This is a genomic window from Ferrovibrio terrae, from assembly GCF_943372915.1.
Lineage (GTDB): Bacteria > Pseudomonadota > Alphaproteobacteria > Ferrovibrionales > Ferrovibrionaceae > Ferrovibrio > Ferrovibrio terrae_A.
The window spans coordinates 1-16,713 of the sequence record NZ_CALSAN010000055.1 but is presented as its reverse complement, the minus strand read 5'-3'; the positions used below and the strand labels follow the sequence as shown (position 1 = coordinate 16,713).

The 16,713-nt window shown below is 63.6% G+C and carries 16 protein-coding genes, 2 tRNA genes and 1 pseudogene; 5 read left to right on the top strand and 14 right to left on the bottom strand.

What is annotated here, in order from left to right:
• A pseudogene (locus AAG821_RS21665) lies at positions 1-532 on the top strand (hypothetical protein); the annotation flags it as partial.
• A gap of 2 nt (positions 533-534) precedes the next feature.
• The gene (locus AAG821_RS21660) at positions 535-1,464 is read left to right on the top strand and encodes an ABC transporter permease (protein ID WP_341915664.1); all 930 of its coding nucleotides are present in this window, start codon (positions 535-537) and stop codon (positions 1,462-1,464) included.
• Between the two features lie 3 nt (positions 1,465-1,467).
• On the opposite strand, the gene AAG821_RS21655 is transcribed toward AAG821_RS21660, so the two are convergent.
• Genes AAG821_RS21655 through AAG821_RS21630 form a run of 6 tightly spaced genes read right to left on the bottom strand, consistent with a single transcriptional unit; the run spans position 1,468 to position 6,133 of the window.
• Complete coding sequence (locus AAG821_RS21655) at positions 1,468-1,869, bottom strand: RidA family protein (protein ID WP_341915666.1); 402 nt, start codon at positions 1,867-1,869, stop codon at positions 1,468-1,470.
• 51 nt (positions 1,870-1,920) lie between these two features.
• The gene (locus tag AAG821_RS21650; protein WP_341915667.1) at positions 1,921-2,484 is read right to left on the bottom strand and encodes an NADPH-dependent FMN reductase; all 564 of its coding nucleotides are present in this window, start codon (positions 2,482-2,484) and stop codon (positions 1,921-1,923) included.
• An 11-nt stretch (positions 2,485-2,495) separates the two neighbouring features.
• Positions 2,496-4,004: a tripartite tricarboxylate transporter permease gene (locus AAG821_RS21645; protein ID WP_341915668.1), complete on the bottom strand. Its 1,509-nt coding sequence runs from the start codon at positions 4,002-4,004 to the stop codon at positions 2,496-2,498.
• Positions 4,001-4,468, bottom strand: coding sequence for a tripartite tricarboxylate transporter TctB family protein (locus AAG821_RS21640; protein ID WP_341915670.1), 468 nt, complete (start codon positions 4,466-4,468; stop codon positions 4,001-4,003). The genes AAG821_RS21645 and AAG821_RS21640 overlap by 4 nt, the downstream gene beginning before the upstream one ends.
• Positions 4,468-5,445, bottom strand: coding sequence for a tripartite tricarboxylate transporter substrate binding protein (locus AAG821_RS21635; protein ID WP_341915671.1), 978 nt, complete (start codon positions 5,443-5,445; stop codon positions 4,468-4,470). The genes AAG821_RS21640 and AAG821_RS21635 overlap by 1 nt, the downstream gene beginning before the upstream one ends.
• A gap of 55 nt (positions 5,446-5,500) precedes the next feature.
• The gene (locus AAG821_RS21630) at positions 5,501-6,133 is read right to left on the bottom strand and encodes a nuclear transport factor 2 family protein (RefSeq protein ID WP_341915672.1); all 633 of its coding nucleotides are present in this window, start codon (positions 6,131-6,133) and stop codon (positions 5,501-5,503) included.
• Positions 6,134-6,190: 57 nt separating this feature from the next.
• Here AAG821_RS21630 and AAG821_RS21625 point away from each other — a divergent pair, with 57 nt between their 5' ends.
• Complete coding sequence (locus AAG821_RS21625; RefSeq protein WP_341915673.1) at positions 6,191-6,967, top strand: IclR family transcriptional regulator; 777 nt, start codon at positions 6,191-6,193, stop codon at positions 6,965-6,967.
• 42 nt (positions 6,968-7,009) lie between these two features.
• Here the strand turns inward: AAG821_RS21625 and AAG821_RS21620 are convergent.
• From AAG821_RS21620 to lon, 3 genes are all read right to left on the bottom strand, one after another.
• Positions 7,010-7,084, bottom strand: a tRNA-Val gene (locus AAG821_RS21620).
• Between the two features lie 156 nt (positions 7,085-7,240).
• Positions 7,241-7,513: an HU family DNA-binding protein gene (locus AAG821_RS21615; protein WP_144069354.1), complete on the bottom strand. Its 273-nt coding sequence runs from the start codon at positions 7,511-7,513 to the stop codon at positions 7,241-7,243.
• A 29-nt stretch (positions 7,514-7,542) separates the two neighbouring features.
• Positions 7,543-9,957 carry an endopeptidase La gene (gene lon, locus AAG821_RS21610; RefSeq protein ID WP_341915675.1) on the bottom strand — a complete coding sequence of 805 codons (2,415 nt, stop codon included), beginning with the start codon at positions 9,955-9,957 and terminating at the stop codon, positions 7,543-7,545.
• A 141-nt stretch (positions 9,958-10,098) separates the two neighbouring features.
• Here lon and AAG821_RS21605 point away from each other — a divergent pair, with 141 nt between their 5' ends.
• Positions 10,099-10,446: an antibiotic biosynthesis monooxygenase family protein gene (locus AAG821_RS21605; RefSeq protein WP_341915676.1), complete on the top strand. Its 348-nt coding sequence runs from the start codon at positions 10,099-10,101 to the stop codon at positions 10,444-10,446.
• A gap of 71 nt (positions 10,447-10,517) precedes the next feature.
• Here AAG821_RS21605 and clpX read toward each other — a convergent pair whose 3' ends face one another.
• The 5 genes from clpX to AAG821_RS21580 form a co-directional block, all read right to left on the bottom strand.
• Positions 10,518-11,780 (bottom strand): ATP-dependent Clp protease ATP-binding subunit ClpX, encoded by a 1,263-nt coding sequence (gene clpX, locus AAG821_RS21600; protein WP_341893802.1) that lies wholly within the window; start codon positions 11,778-11,780, stop codon positions 10,518-10,520.
• Positions 11,781-12,016: 236 nt separating this feature from the next.
• Entirely contained in the window at positions 12,017-12,646 is a 630-nt protein-coding gene (clpP, locus tag AAG821_RS21595; RefSeq protein WP_341915677.1) for an ATP-dependent Clp endopeptidase proteolytic subunit ClpP, read from the bottom strand.
• A 137-nt stretch (positions 12,647-12,783) separates the two neighbouring features.
• On the bottom strand, positions 12,784-14,106 hold the full coding sequence (tig, locus tag AAG821_RS21590; RefSeq protein WP_341915679.1) for a trigger factor: 1,323 nt from the start codon (positions 14,104-14,106) through the stop codon (positions 12,784-12,786).
• 57 nt (positions 14,107-14,163) lie between these two features.
• Positions 14,164-14,248 (bottom strand) — tRNA-Leu (locus tag AAG821_RS21585).
• A 100-nt stretch (positions 14,249-14,348) separates the two neighbouring features.
• Positions 14,349-15,053 (bottom strand): hypothetical protein, encoded by a 705-nt coding sequence (locus AAG821_RS21580; RefSeq protein WP_341915680.1) that lies wholly within the window; start codon positions 15,051-15,053, stop codon positions 14,349-14,351.
• 294 nt (positions 15,054-15,347) lie between these two features.
• On the opposite strand from AAG821_RS21580, the gene AAG821_RS21575 reads away from it, so the two are divergent.
• The coding region (locus AAG821_RS21575; RefSeq protein ID WP_341916451.1) for a SulP family inorganic anion transporter at positions 15,348-16,713 on the top strand (1,366 nt) is incomplete at its 3' end.

Genomic DNA, 16,713 nt, shown 5'->3' with positions numbered 1-16,713 from the left:
CGCCGGATTCCCGCAATCGCCGCTGCTGCCGGCCGACTACTGGTTGCCCAAGCTGCTGAAGGGCACGCAGCTGCATTACGGCATCCTGATCGCCGTGGTGATTGCCGGTCTGTCGCATATCTTCCTCTGGCATACCCGCTATGGCTTCGGCCTGCGCGTCTTCGGCAGCAGCCGACCCGCCGCGCGCTATGCCGGCTTCTCGCCGGCCGCCAGCACCTTCACCGTCATGCTGCTGGCCGGCGCCCTGGCCGGGCTTGCCGGCGGTATCGAGGTGCTGGGCATTCACTACCGCCTGATCGAAGGTTTCTCGCATGGCTTTGGCTTCAATGCCGTTGCCATCGCCCTGCTGGGTGCACTCAACCCGCTGGCTGTCGTGCCGGCCGGACTGTTCTTCGGTTTCCTCGAGACCGGCGCGCTGGCAATGCAGCGCCAGGTCGGCGTGCCGTCCTCGCTGGTCACCGTGATCCAGGGCCTGACCATGCTGTTCGTGCTGGCCGCCATGGCCTCGGCCAACCGCAAACCCAAGAGCTGAGCATGGATGCCGCCACCCTCGACTTCCTGGTTTCGGCACTGCGCATCGCCACGCCGCTGCTGTTTGCGGCGCTGGGCGGTATCCTGTCGGAACGCGCCGGCGTGTTTGCGGTCGGCCTCGAAGGCATGATGCTAGCCGGTGCCTTCGGTGCCGCCATCGCCGCCTTCATCACCGGCAGTGCGATGCTGGGCCTGGTGGCGAGCCTCGCCTGCGGTGCCTGCCTCGCCGGCGTGGTCGCCATCGTCACCGTGCGCTTCGGCGCCGAGCAGATGGTGACCGGGCTGGCCGCCAATATCTTCGCCATCGGCCTCACCAGCTTCCTGCTGCGCAGCACCGTGGGCCGTGGCCAGGCGCCGGTGATCCAGGTGCCACTGCTGCAGGCCTGGCCGATCCCCGGCCTTGCCGACCTGCCCTGGATCGGCCCGCTGCTGTTCCAGCAGCCGCCGCTCACCTATCTCGCCCTGCTGATCACCATACCGATGTTCTATTTCCTGATGCGCAGCCAGGCCGGGCTGACGCTGCGCGCCGTGGGTGAAAACCCGCAGGCCGCCTATGCCATCGGTGCCGATCCGATGACCATCCGCATCTGGGCGGTGCTGGCCGGCGGCGCTATTGCCGGGCTGGGTGGCGCCGTGCTCGCCTTGCAGCAGATCGGCACCTTCACCGATGCGATGACCTCAGGCCGCGGCTATCTCGCTTTGGCCGCGATCATTGTCGGACGCTGGATGCCGTTCGGGACTCTGGTGGCCTGCCTGGTATTCGGGGCGGCCGAGGCGCTGTATCTGCGCGTGCAGACCATCGGCCTGCCGATCAGCTCCTATGTCGTGCAGATGCTGCCCTACATCATCGCCATCGTCGTGCTCGCCCTGATGGGCCGCGCGGCACGGCTGCCGGCGGCCATCGGCGTCGCCTACGACCGCGAGGCCAAATAGGCGTCAGACTTCGGCCGCGATGGCATCGATCTCGATCAGCCAGGCCGGATTCATCAGCCGCGGCACGAACAGGATGGTCGAGGTCGGGCGATGCCCGCCCAGGAAGCCGGTGCGGATCTTGTTGAGCTGATCTTTCAATGCATCGGTCATGTCCACCGCACTGGTGAAATAGATACCGGTGCGCAGGATGTTCTGCGGTGTCATCCCCGCCGCGCGCAGCACGGTACCGACATTGGCCCAGGTCAGCTCGGCCTGGCGCAGGATGCCATCGCCGATCCTGCCTGCCGCATCCTCGCCCACCTGCCCCGAAACATAGAGCAGGCGCTTTGGTGTCGGCAGCTCCAGCCCCCAGCTGATCGGGCCGGGAAGCGGCGCTGCGTCGGATGGGTTATGCAGGGTGAACATGGAGACCTCCCGATAAGATTATCGGGAGGATTCAAAGCAATTCCCGTGCCGTCAGCCCTTCGGTTTCAGCTGCGCGGTCCAGGCCTGCAGGGCGACCAGCAGCTTCTGGATGAACTCGCGTGTCGGCTGGTCGGTCAGCTTGCCTTCGGCATCGAACTTGTTTTGCGCCATGCCGATGAAGACTTCCGGCTTGTTCACCGGGTGGGCGTTGAGGAACACCATCATCTTGCGCAGGTCATACTGCGCGCGCCCCGTGCCCAGCGGCCCCATGGCAGCGCCCATGATGGCGACCGGCTTGCCGTCGAAGGGCTGCGGCTGCAGGCGTGAGACCCAGTCGATGGCATTCTTCAGCACGCCGGGGATGGAGAAATTGTATTCCGGCGTCACGATCAGGATCGCATCGGCCTCACCGAGCGCCTTGCCCAGACGCTCGGCCGGCGCCGGAAAGCCCTGCTGCCGGATGTCATCATTATAGAGCGGCAGGTCGCCGATCTCGGCCGGCGTGATGGTCATGCCTGCGGGCGCGACCTCGACGGCCGTGCGCAGCGCCATCATGTTGTAGGAGGCCTTGCGCAGGCTGCCGCACAGGGCGGCCACGCGAATGGGATCGGACATAGATAAACTCCTTAAGGCTCAGCCTGGAAAATCTCGCGGCGCCGTGCGCCCAGCTGCGGCAGCAGGACCAGGCAGGGAATCAGCAGCGCCAGTCCGATGAGGATAGCAGCCAGCGGGCGCGTGGCAAAGACTGTGACATCGCCATCCGACAGCGCAAGGGCGCGGCGCAGGTGTTCCTCGATCAGCGGACCAAGCACGAAGCCGAGCACCAGTGGTGCCGGCTCCAGGTCCAGTTTCGACATGCCATAGCCGATCACGCCGAAGCCCATGGCCAGCAGCAGCTCGAACAGGCTGGCATTCACGCCATAGACGCCGATGCAGCAGAACAGGAAAATCGCCGGGAACATCATCCGGTACGGCACCTTCAGGAACTGCACCCAGATGCCGACCAGCGGCAGGTTGATGATCACCAGCATGATATTGCCCAGCAGCATGCTGGCGATCAGGCCCCAGAACAGGTCGGGCCGTTCGGTCATCACCGTCGGGCCCGGCGCGATGCCATGGATCATCATGCCGCCCACCAGCAGGGCCAGCACCGCATTGGGCGGGATGCCAAGTGTGAGCAGCGGAATGAACGAGGCCTGCGCGGCGGCATTGTTGGCCGCTTCGGGACCGGCCAGACCCTCGACGGCGCCATGGCCGAATTCCTCGGGCCGGCGCGACAGCCGCTTCTCCAGACCGTAAGAGGTGAAGGAGGCCAGGATCGAACCGCCGCCCGGCAGGATGCCGAGAACGGTGCCGAGGATGGTGCCGCGCAGCACTGCCGGCGCTGCACGCCGCCCCTCTTCGCGTGACGGCCACAGCCGGCCGACGCTTTTTACCATCTTGCCGACCGCCTCGCCGCCTTCCAGATTGCGCATCACCTCGGCGATGCCAAACAGGCCAACGGCGAGCGGCACGAAGCCGATGCCATCCGACAACTCCGGTATATCGAAGGTCAGCCGCGCATAGCCGGTGTTGACATCGCGGCCGACGATTCCGAGCACCAGGCCGACGCAGACCATGGCAACCGAACCGAGCATGCCGCCATGCGACATGGCGATGGAGACCGACAGCCCCAGCAGCATCAGGCCGAAATACTCTGCCGAGCCAAAGGCCAGTGCGATCTTGGCGAATTGCGGGCCGAAAAACACGTTGAGCATGGTGCCGACGATGCCGGCGAAAAAAGACCCCAGGGCCGCAATCGCCAGCGCCGCACCGGCACGGCCGCGCACCGCCATCTGGTAGCCATCAAGGCAGGTGACCACCGACGCCGTCTCCCCCGGCACCCGCATCAGGATCGATGTCGTCGAGCCTCCGTACTGCGAGCCGTAATAGATTCCGGCCAGCATGATGAGCGCCGCCACCGGCGAGAGATAGAAGGTCACGGGCAGCAGCATGGCGATGGTGGCAACCGGGCCGATGCCTGGCAGCACGCCGATCAGCGTGCCGCAAAGTGCACCGATAAAACAGAACAGCAGATTGCCGGGCTGCAGGGCAATCGATAGCCCGCCGATGAAATGCTGCAGGGACTGCATCATGCGCCCAGCCTCGGCCAGATCGCGACCGGCAAGCGCAGGCCGTAGCCGAACAGCGCCGTGACGAAGGCGGCCAGCAGCAGCGCGCAGGCCAGGCGTTCGCGCTGGCTCAGCTCGCGCGAGGCCAGGCTGGCGACATAGCTGGAGACGGCTGCCGTCAGCGCCAAGCCAAGCCAAGGTAGCAGCACGGCAAACACGCCCATCGCGGCCGGAATGATGAAGGGTCGCCAGCGATGCAGGACTGGCGCGCGCGCAAGCTCGTCGCTGCGCCCGGCGATGCCGCGCCCCAGCATCAAACCACCGAGCAGCAGCAGCAGGCCGCTGGCCAGCTGCAGGATCAGGCCGGGACCGATCTCGGACAGATCGCCGCTTGGATAGGACCAAGTCAGCGCCAGAAGCGCACCACCGGCGAGCAGGATAGCTGCGCCGGCAGTGGCCTCGCGTGCGATGGGCAAGGCAGAGGACATTACTGCTGGGTCACGCCGGCATCCTTTGCCACATCGGCCCAGCGCTTGATCTCGCTGCCGATATGGGTGCCGAACTCGGCCGGCGTGCTGGTGGCCGGCAGGAAATAGGCGTCTTCCACCTGCTTGCGCACCTCTGGTTTGGCCAGCGCGGTCTTCACCGCCGCATTCATCTTGGTGACGATGGCGGCCGGTGTATCGGCCGGGAAGGCCAGGCCATACCAGGTGGTGACGTCGTAGCCTTTCAGGCCGGCCTCGGCGATGGTCGGCACATCCGGCAGCGCCGGGAAACGCTGTGCCGATGTCACCGCCAGCGCCTTCAGCTCACCGCCCTTGATCTGGCCAATCACCGGTGCCGCAACCTCGAACAGCAATTCGACCTCGCCGCCGCGCACCGCGGCAATCGCCGCCGGTGTACCGCGATAGGGAATATGCCGCATCTCCAGACCGGCGATGGAGCGGAAGATCAGGCCGGCGAAATGCTGGGTCGAGCCGACGCCGACGCTGGCAAAGCGCACCTTGCCCGGCTGCGCCTTCACCAGCTCGATCAGGCCCTTGGCATCCTTCACCGCCACATCGTTGCCCGCCGTGATCAGCAGCGGCATGGTCGCCACCAGCGAGACCGGCGCAAAGGACGTCTGCGAATCATAGGGCAGCGACTTGTACAGGCTGGCCGAAACCGCATGGCCGTTGTTCATCATGAAAATCGTATGGCCATCCTTGGCTGATTTCGCCACCGCATCGGCGGCGATGGTGCCGCCGGCGCCGGCTTTGTTCTCCACCACCACCGGCTGGCCGAGAATTTCTGACAGCGGCTGGGCGATGATGCGGGCGATGATGTCGGTGCCGCCGCCGGCGCCGAAGCCGACCATCATGCGCACCGGGCGATCCGGCCAGGCCTGTGCCGAGGCCGTAGCAGCAGCGAGCGTTGTCACGGCTGCCACAGCCAGGCCAAGCGATACTGTCGCGATCTTTCTCATGGTTTCCTCCTCCGAAGCCCGGATTTTTATCCGTGGCGATTGTTATGACGGTGTCTTAGGCCGCAACGGGCGTCAGGAACATCTGCGGTGTGACCACTTCACCGCGCAGCCAGCCGGCCCCACGGCGGTACAGCGCATCCACAGCGGCTCCCTTCAGACCGGGCATGTCGCGCTTCACCGTGTAGCCGATCTCTTCCTGGATATAGGCGAGATGGCGATATCCTTCCGGCAGGGCCGCCAGCTTGGCGGCGTCGATCTTCGGGAAGGCGGCCGGGTCGACCGGATCGATGCGGTCCTTCTCGTAGATCGGCTGGCGCAGCACCACGCCCCAGCGCCCGTCGCGCTTTTCGAGGAAATCGTAGAAGCGGCCGGTGCAGACCACATCGCAGATGACACCATGCACCGGCGCGCGCTGCGAGATTGTCATCTTGGTCTGGCTGATCGCCCGGTTGCCTGCCAGGTCGATCGAGATGCCGCCGAGGAAATGCAGGATGCTGACGCCCTTGGCCCAGCCTTCCTGGCTGACACGGATGAAATCGGCTGCAGGCCCCTGGAACCAGGTTGCCATCATCCAGCCGTCGTCATGCCAGACGGTGCGGAAGCGCTCCCAGTCGCCGGCATCTCGCCACACCGCCCAGTTCTGCAGCAGATCGGCAATGGCTAGCCGGTCATCGCGGTCTGTTGTCATGGTTCCTCCCGTCGGACTTGCTTTTTGCAAGTTCATGTATGTAAACTGGTTCATAATATGGAACAGGCTTCATCCACCACTGTCAAGTCTGCCGACCGCGTGCTCGATATCCTCGAGGCGGTGGCGCAGGGGCATGACTCGTTTTCGCAGCTGATGAGCGTGCTGGGGATTCCGCGCAGCAGCCTGTTCCAGCTGCTCGGCAACCTGACCGCACGCGGCTACCTGCTGCAGGATGCGGCGAGTTCGCGCTATGCGCTGGGCGAGAAGATCGCCGATCTGGCCAAGCGGCGCCCTGCCCCGCCCTTGCAGGCCGTGGTGCTGCCGCTGCTGCAGCGCCTGAGCCAGGAGACCAGCGAGACCACCGGCTTCTATGTGCGCGATGGCGACCATGTGACGGCGATTGCCACCCAGACCGGCGGCCAGGCGCTGGCCTATACCATGCGGGTTGGCGAGAAGGCGCCGCTCTATGCGATCTCGTCGGGCAAGATCGCGCTCAGCCATATGAGCGACCAGGAGATCAAGGCCTATCTGGCGCGCACCGAATTCGAAAGCTTCACGCCGCAGACCCTGACATCGGCGAAGCAGGTCTGGGAGCAGATTCGGCTGGCCCGCGAAGAAGGCTTTGCCTATGCGCGCGAGGAATTCACCATCGGCATCACCGGCATCGCCGCCGGTGTGGTGGTCAGGGGCGACCTGATCGGCAGCATCAATCTGGCCGTACCGACGGTGCGCTTCACCAAGACCAGCGCCGCCCTGATCCGCCAGCGCCTGCGCGCAGCCAGTGCCGAAATGGCGGCGGCGATCGAGGCCACCGGGGTGCGCCGGCGGGGGTGACTGTGGTGGAGAGGACTGGGGTGCGCAGGACTGGGGCGGGAATGGTGGGCGATGACGGGATCGAACCGCCGACATCCTCGGTGTAAACGAGGCGCTCTACCGCTGAGCTAATCGCCCGCCTGACAGTCTCCGGCCAGAACCGGGAACGGGCCGGTTCATAGCAGATCGCGCCCCATCGCGCAAAGCCGCACCGCGGGGCCAATCCGTCGAAAAGAAAGGGCCGCAACCCGGTCGGGTGCGGCCCTGGTGACCTTAACCGAGGCAGTGGCCGGTTCAGCCAACCGCCTCCTTGAGCGTCTTGCCGGCGCGGAATTTCGGCTGCTTGGTGGGCGGCAGATCGATCCGCTCGCCCGTGCGGGGATTGCGCCCCGGGCTGGCGGCACGGGTGCCGACGAAGAAGCTGCCGAAGCCAACGATCCTGACCTCCTCACCGCGACGCAAAGCCTCGGTGATGAGTTCAAAGACCGATTCCACGGCCCGCTCGGCCTGTTCCTTGCTGAGACCCGAGGTGTCACGCACCTGGGCCATCAGATCCTGCTTATTCACGCTGGAGCCCTCCGAACTACTGTCAGTGGTCAGTGTTTGACCACACCCTCGCGATCGCCTTCCGTTTCCGGCTCGACCACTGCGGGTTTGTTGAGATCGTCAACGTCGCTCCACTCAATTGGTTTCAATTCTGCGACGAGAGCATGCTTGAGTACCTCTTCACAGGTCGAAACCGGGACGATTTCGAGGCCCTTTTTGACATTGTCAGGGATCTCGACCAGGTCCTTCTCGTTTTCCTTCGGGATCAGCACCTTCTTGATGCCGCCCCGATGGGCGGCCAGCAGCTTCTCCTTCAGACCGCCAATCGGCAAGACCCGGCCGCGCAGGGTGACTTCACCGGTCATCGCCACATCCTTGCGGACCGGGATACCCGTCAGTACCGAGACGATCGAGGTGACCATGGCCACGCCGGCCGAGGGACCGTCCTTCGGGGTTGCCCCCTCCGGCACGTGGATATGGATGTCGCGTTTGTCGAAGATCGGCGGCTTCACGCCGAAGGACACCGCACGGGCACGGACGAATGACCGGGCGGCCTGCACCGACTCCTGCATCACTTCACCCAGCTTGCCGGTGATGGTCATGCGGCCCTTGCCGGGCAGCATCACCGCTTCGATGGTCAGCAACTCGCCGCCCACTTCGGTCCAGGCCAGGCCGGTGACGGTGCCGACCAGATCTTCCAGCTCGGCCTCGCCATAGCGATGGCGGCGGACGCCGGCATACTTGTCGAGATTCTTGGACGTGACCTTGATGGTCTTCACGCCCTTCGACAGGATTTCCTTCACCGCCTTGCGGGTCAGGTTGGCCAGCTCACGCTCCAGCGAACGCACACCGGCTTCGCGGGTGTAATAGCGGACCAGGTCGCGCAGCGCATCGTCGGTGATCGCCCACTCGCCCTTCTTCAGGCCGGCGGCTTCGATCTGCTTGTCGATCAGGTGACGCTTGCAGATCTCAACCTTCTCATCCTCGGTGTAGCCGGGGATGCGGATGATCTCCATGCGGTCCAGCAACGGCTGCGGCATGCGCAATGAATTGGCCGTGCAGATGAACATCACATCCGACAGGTCGTAATCGACCTCCAGATAGTGATCGCTGAAGGTGCTGTTCTGCTCGGGGTCGAGCACTTCCAGCAGCGCCGAAGACGGATCGCCACGGAAGTCCTGGCCCATCTTGTCGATCTCGTCGAACAGGAAGAGCGGATTGTTGGTCTTCGCCTTCTTCATCGACTGCACGACCTTGCCAGGCATGGAGCCGATATAGGTGCGGCGATGGCCACGGATCTCGGCCTCGTCGCGCACGCCGCCGAGCGACACGCGCACGAAGTTGCGGCCGGTCGAACGGGCAATCGATTTGCCGAGCGAGGTCTTGCCGACGCCGGGCGGACCGACCAGGCACAGAATCGGGCCCTTCAGCTTGCCCGAGCGCTGCTGCACGGCGAGATACTCAAGGATACGCTCCTTGACCTTCTCCAGACCGTAATGGTCGTCGTTCAGCACCTTTTCAGCGTTCTTGATGTCTTTCTTGACCTTGCTGCGCTTCGACCACGGGATCGTCAGCAGCCAGTCGAGATAGTTGCGGATGACGGTGGCTTCGGCCGACATCGGGCTCATCGAGCGCAACTTCTTGACCTCGGCCATCGCCTTTTCACGGGCTTCCTTGGACAGGCGGGTCTTCTTGATGCGCAGTTCGATCTCGGCCACTTCGTCGCGGCCGTCCTCGCCCTCGCCCAGCTCCTTCTGAATCGCCTTCAGCTGTTCGTTCAGGTAATACTCGCGCTGGGTCTTCTCCATCTGGCGCTTTACGCGCGAACGGATCTTCTTCTCGACCTGCAGCACACCGATCTCGCCTTCCATCATGGCGTAGACGCGCTCGAGGCGCTCCACCACGTTGGCGATCTCGAGCAGCTCCTGCTTGTCGCTGATCTTGATGGTGAGATGCGACGCGACCGTGTCGGCCAGCTTGGAGGCATCGTCGATCTGGTTGAGCGAGACCAGCACCTCGGGCGGGATCTTCCGGTTGAGCTTCACATACTGCTCGAACTGGTTGATCACCGAACGCGACAGCGCTTCGGTCTCGCGACCTTCGCCGGAGTCATCGGTGACGACTTCGGCCTGCACCTGGAAGAAATCCGGGTTCTCGTTGAACTTGACGATCTTGGCGCGCTGGCTGCCCTCGACCAGCACCTTCACGGTGCCATCGGGCAGGCGCAGCAGCTGCAGCACCGAGGCGATGGTGCCGACGGCGTGAATGTCTTCCGGATTGGGATTGTCCTGGCCGGCATTCTTCTGGGCGACGAGCAGGATCTGCTTATCGTCCTTCATCACATCTTCGAGCGCCCGCACAGACTTCTCGCGGCCGACAAAAAGCGGCACGATCATATGCGGAAAGACGACGATGTCCCGCAGCGGCAGGACGGGGAAAACTTGGGCGCGAGGTGATGTAAACATGCGTGGCTTCATCCTGGAGGGCGGCAGAGTAAAGATCCGCGGAGGCGTCCTTTTGTGCCGCCTGACTGCAATTAAGATGGGAATTCCCACATGCTCCGTCAAGGCACGGTGGCGGATATCCACCACTCAATGGGAACATCCATGACACAGACCGAGTCGCCCACCGGGGCCGCAGCGGGCACGGCGACCGCGACGAGCGGTATCCTGGAACTGGCACTGCTTGACGTTCGCGGCAAGCAGACTGACGCATTCGTGACTGCACTCAGCGAAGCCTTGCCGTTGATCCGGCGCCAGCCCGGCTGTCGCAGCGCCGAGCTGCGCCCCTGCATGGAAAATGCACAGCGCTTTCTGCTGCTGGTCCACTGGAACAGTATTGCAGATCACGAACAGGGCTTTCGCCGCTCGGATGACTACAAACGTTGGCGTGCGCTACTGCACGGATTCTACGAGCCTTTTCCGGTCGTCGAACATTACGGACCGTCCTTGTAAGGAAGGTTCCGCAAACACCACAGCACAGACGTCAACACGGTTAACCCATGTTAGCCGTGATCAGGCCTGAATCAGGCGCTGACGTCTTCCTGCTTGCGATCGGCGTAGATCAGCAGCGGCTTGGCACGGCCCTCAACAACATCAGGCGAGATCACCACTTCCTCGACACCGTTCATGTTCGGCAGATCGAACATCGGGTCGAGCAGGATGCCTTCCAGAATGGAGCGCAGGCCGCGGGCACCGGTCTTGCGCGCGATGGCCTTGCGGGCAACGCCGGCGACGGCATCATCCGAGAAGGTGAGTTTCACGTCTTCCATCTCGAACAGGCGCTGATACTGCTTGATCAGTGCATTCTTCGGCTTGGTCAGAATGTCGACCAGGGCCGGCTCGTCGAGGTCGTTCAGCGTGGCGATCACCGGCAGACGGCCGATGAATTCCGGGATCAGGCCGAACTTGAGCAGGTCATCGGGCTCGACTTCCGCCAGGATTTCACCCGAGCGGCGCTCGTCCGGGCCGCGCACTTCGGCGCCGAAGCCCATCGAGGTACCCTTGCCGCGACCGGCAATGATCTTTTCCAGGCCGGCAAAGGCGCCGCCGCAGATGAACAGGATATTCGTGGTGTCGACCTGCAAGAATTCCTGCTGCGGATGCTTGCGACCGCCCTGCGGCGGCACGCTGGCAACCGTGCCTTCCATGATCTTCAGCAGGGCCTGCTGCACGCCCTCGCCCGACACGTCGCGGGTGATGGACGGGTTGTCAGACTTGCGGCTGATCTTGTCGACTTCGTCGATATAGACGATGCCGCGCTGCGCGCGCTCGACATTGTAGTCGGCCGACTGCAGCAGCTTCAGAATGATGTTCTCGACATCCTCACCCACATAACCGGCTTCGGTCAGCGTGGTGGCATCCGCCATGGTGAAGGGCACTTCGAGAATGCGGGCCAGCGTCTGCGCCAGCAGCGTCTTGCCGCAGCCGGTGGGACCGACCAGCAGAATGTTCGACTTGGCCAGCTCGACGTCGTTGTTCTTGCCGCCATGGCCGATGCGCTTGTAGTGATTGTGCACCGCGACCGAGAGAACCTTCTTGGCGTGGTACTGGCCAATCACATAATCGTCCAGCACGCGGCAGATTTCCTGCGGGGTGGGGACACCGTCCCGGGTCTTCACCAGGGCAGACTTGTGCTCTTCGCGGATGATATCCATGCAGAGCTCGACGCACTCGTCGCAGATGAACACCGTCGGACCGGCGATCAGCTTGCGCACCTCGTGCTGGCTCTTACCGCAGAACGAGCAGTACAGCGTATTCTTGGAGTCACTGCCGCTCAATTTGGTCATACCTACTCCACTGAGCGGGCCGGCGCCGGGCGACGCGGGGCCCTATTCCATCGAATCGTCATCATAAGGAACCATAGCCCCGGGCACAACGGAGATGGGCCTTTCCGGCCCTTCCGTGACCCCGGAAACTGGTCACATAACCATGATTTAACGCCGTCAGGCGCCCAGGCAAGCGACCCGTCACCCCGGAATGTTCCCCGGGCCAGGGCCGCTTTGTTCCGGGTTTATTTCCCAGGTTACTTCTTGGCGGCAGGCTCGGGACGGCGGTCGACCACCTCGTCGACCAGGCCGAATTCCTTGGCCTCCTGGGGGGTCAGGAAGCGGTCACGCTCCATCGCCAGCTCGATCTTCTCCACATCCTGGCCGGTATGCTTGGCGTAGAGGGCGTTCAGCCGGCTGCGCATATCGAGGATTTCCTTGGCATGGATCTCGATATCGGCTGCCTGGCCCTGAAAACCGCCGGACGGCTGGTGCACCATGATCCGGGCGTTCGGCAGGGCATAGCGCATGCCCTTCTCGCCCGCCGCCAGCAGCAGCGAGCCCATCGAGGCCGCCTGGCCGATGCACAGGGTGGCGATCTTGGGCCGGATGTACTGCATAGTGTCGTAGATCGCCATGCCGGAGGTGACCAGGCCACCCGGGCTGTTGATATAGAAGGAGATTTCCTTGTTCGGGTTCTCGGCTTCCAGGAACAGCAGCTGGGCGGTGACCAGGCTGGCGACGGCATCGTTCACCGGGCCGACCATGAAGATGATGCGTTCCTTCAGCAGCCGGGAGTAGATGTCATACGAGCGCTCGCCCCGGTTGGTCTGCTCGACCACCATGGGGACCAGCATATTCATATAGGTATCGACCATCTTGTGCATGACGCGCCCTGAAGTACGAGGAATTCGGTAGCCTTAATGTGGGGCAAAGCACCGGTTCCTTCAATGGCCGGGCATTTTTAAAGAAAAACGCCGGGGCAAGCCCCGGCGTTTCGCAATGTCCTGGATGTCGGGGCGGATCAGGCGACCGCCTCGACCTCCTTCTGCAGCTCTTCCTTGGTGACCGGCTTGTCGGTCACGCTGGCCATCTCGACGATGAAATCGACCACCTTGTCCTCGAAGATCGGGGCGCGCAGGCTCTGGGCGGCTTCCGGGTTCTTCTGGAAGTATTCCATCACCTGACGCTCCTGGCCGGGGAAGCGGCGGGCCTGCTCGACCATGGCGCGGGTGATTTCGTCGGGCTTCACTTCGATATTGTTGACGCGGCCGACCTCCGACAGCAGCAGGCCAAGACGGATGCGGCGTTCGGCGATCTTGCGATACTCGGCCTGCAGCTCGTCTTCGCTCTTCTTTTCTTCGGCCATTTCGGCCTCAAGCCGGGCCTTGTCGGCCGAGATCTCTTTCCAGATCTGGTCGAATTCGAGTTCGACCATGCCCGGCGGCACATCGAAGCTGTGCTGGTCGGCCAGCTGGTCGAGCAGGCCACGCTTCAGCTTCATGCGCGACAGGCTCTTATATTCCTGGCCGAGGTCGCGCTTGATGTTGTCCTTCAGCTCCTGCAGCGAGGCAAGGCCGAAACGCTTGGCGAATTCGTCATCCATGACCACGGCGCCGGCGCCGCGCACTTCCTTAACCGTGCAGGCGAACTCGGCCGGCTTGCCGGCGAGATCAGCATTGCCGTAATTCTCCGGGAAGGTGACGGTGACGGTCTTCTCGTCGCCGGCCTTGAGGCCAACCAGCTGCTCTTCGAAGCCGGGGATGAAGGTGTTGGAGCCCAGCACCAGCGGATAATCGCTGGCGGTGCCGCCATCGAACTTCACGCCGTTGACGCTGCCCGAGAAGTCGATGACGACCTGGTCGCCATTGGCGGCGGCGCGCTCGGCCTTCTCGTAGGTCTTCTGCTGCTCGGACAGGCGGGTGAGGAATTCCTCGACTTCCGAGTCACCCGGCTCGACCACCAGACGCTCCAGCTTGATCGCCTTGAAGTCGCCGGGGACGATTTCAGGCAGCACCTCGACGGCGATGGTGCATTCGAAATCCTTGCCCTCTTCGAAGGTCTGGATATCGACCTTGGGCTGCATGGCCGGACGCAGGTTGTTGTCTTCCAGCGTCTTCTGCAGCGCGGTGTTCACCGACTCTTCCATCGCCTCGCCGAGCAGCGCGCGGCCATACTGCTTCTTGATCAGCGCGGCCGGTGCCTTGCCCGGACGGAAGCCCGGCATGTTGACCTGGCCACGGATGGTCTCGAGCTTCTGGTTGACGGTGCTTTCCAGCGCAGAGGCGTTGATAACCACCTTGTATTCGCGCTTCAGGCCCGAGGCGCTGATTTCCGTGATCTGCATGACCGAACTACCTGTCTCTGTCTCTTGAATCTCTGTTTCGCGCTCGCTCGGGGGGACTGGTGCGGGCGGAGGGACTTGAACCCACACGCCTTGCGGCACAGGAACCTAAATCCTGCGTGTCTACCAGTTCCACCACGCCCGCTTACCCGCACCGGGGCCGGCGCGAAGGCGCAGTCTATAGCACGGAGATTTCGGCGGCGCGAGGCTTTTGGGCGGTTTTCGAACGCCCCCTGCCCCGGGTGTTAAGTGCCAGTTTTGGCAGGCTTTTTCATAGTCGCCTGGTCGCAATGGTTCATCATTTCGCGCTCGGCGAACCATTCCTTGGCGTAGGAGCAATCCTTGAAGTCGTCATAGAACGGGCCGCCGATCGTGTAATGAACGATGGAGACGTCGTTCTCGAAGGGGTCATAGTCGGCCAGATGGTTCCAGCGATGCGGGATTTCGCCGATCAGCCCGTCGTTTCCGAGCCATTTGAACTGGTGCAGTTCCAGTCCGGTGGCGGCATTGACGTAATCCGGTGTCAGCGCCGTGCATTTGGCACAGTTGAACAGCATGACACTGGACCAGTTCTTCTTCTCGTAGCGGGTCTGCGCCTTGCCGAGGAACTTCACGTCTTCCTTGGGCACGTGGTTGTGCTTGACCACCTGCACGGCATAGCGCTCGTCGCGCAGCGCCCAGAGCTTGGCGATGTCGTCGACCACCAGCATGTCGTCGTCCATGAAGATGGCCCAGCCCTGGAAACCGGCCAGATAGGGCGTCAGGAAGCGGGAGAAGGAAAAGTCGGTCGACTGCAGCTCATGATGCGGGCGGGTGTAGATGCCCTGCAGCTGGTTGAGCGCCAGATGGGTGATGGCGACCGGCTGCGACGCCCGGCGGTTGATGCTGAGGGCGGCGACGCTGGAGGCCACCGGGGCGGCCCGGCTGTAACCGATGAAGACGCGAATCATCCTGGGACTCCTGAAAACCAAATCGTCCTTACACCACAGACTCTACCCGGAAGTTAACGCCGACGCTTTGACCGAGCGCAATCCGCCCGGGTCCGTTGCGGTTCGTTGAGGTTCGTTCGGGTTCACTGGGCTTCGCTGGATGCTCGTTCAGCTTCGTGGAGGTTCGCCACGCTTCGTACAGGTTCGCTGGGGTTCGTTTCGCCTTCTGCCTGCCCCGCACGGAAACTTACTCGCGCGATACTAGAACATAGTGCGAACGGGCGATTTTTCAACTGCGCCATGGAAAAACTCCGCATGCGGTACTATGATACCCCCTGCCCGCCGGCCAACATGTCATGGGTGACCGACGGCGCCAGCCCGCCCCGGATGGACGCCAGCCCGATGTTCGTACCCAAACTGATCACCGCCCTGCAGGAAGGCTATGGCCTCGCCAGCCTGCGCAAGGATGCGCTGAGCGGCCTGACGGTCGCCATCGTGGCATTGCCGCTCGCCATGGCGATCGCGATTGCCTCGGGCACCACGCCGGACAAGGGACTCTTCACTGCCATCGTCGCCGGCTTCCTGATCTCGGCGCTGGGCGGCAGCCGGCACCAGATCGGCGGACCGACGGCAGCCTTCGTCATCGTCGTCTATGGCGTGATCGAGAAGCATGGCTTCGACGGCCTGGTGATCGCCACGCTGATGGCCGGTTTCATGCTGGTGCTGCTCGGCGCGCTGAAGCTGGGCACCCTGATCAAGTTCATCCCCTACCCGGTCGTCACCGGTTTCACCGCCGGCATCGCCATCACCATCTTCTCGACCCAGATCAAGGATTTCTTCGGCCTGCAGATCGAGCATGTGCCGGCCGACTTCATCGCCAAATGGGGCGGCTATGTGCAGGCCGCCTCCAGCTTCAGCCTGCATGCCACCATCATCGCGGTGCTGACGCTGGGCATCATCGTCGGGCTGCGCCGCTGGAAGCCGGCCTGGCCCGGCATGCTGATCGCCGTGGTGGCCACCACGCTGGCGGTGCATTGGCTGCAGCTGCCGGTCGACACCATCGAAAGCCGCTTCGGCGCCATTCCCAATACCCTGCCGATGCCGGAGCTGCCGCGCGGCATTACGCTGCAGCGGATGTATGAGCTGCTGCCCAGCGCCGTCACCATCGCGCTGCTGGCCGGCATCGAAAGCCTGCTGTCCTGCGTGATCGCCGATGGCATGACCGGCCGGCGCCATCGCTCGAATATCGAACTGATCGGCCAGGGTGTGGCCAATATCGCCTCGGCGCTGTTCGGCGGCCTGCCCGCCACCGGCGCGCTGGCGCGTACTGCCACCAACATCAAGGCCGGCGCGCTGACGCCGGTATCGGGCATGCTGCATGCCGTGTTCCTGCTGGTGTTCATGTGGCTGCTGGCGCCGCTGGCCGGCATGGTGCCGCTGGCCGCGCTGGCCGGCATCCTGGTGGTGGTGGCCTGGAACATGAGCGAGGCCGAGCGGCTGAAGCATTTCCTGCATGCGCCGCGTGGCGACCAGCTGGTGCTGGCCGTCACCCTGATCCTCACCGTGCTGGTGGATATCACCGTGGCACTGGAAGTGGGCATCGTGCTGGCCGCGCTGGTGTTCATCCGCCGCATGGTGCAGACCACCGATGTTACAGCGGTTGCCGGCGCCGACCTGGCCG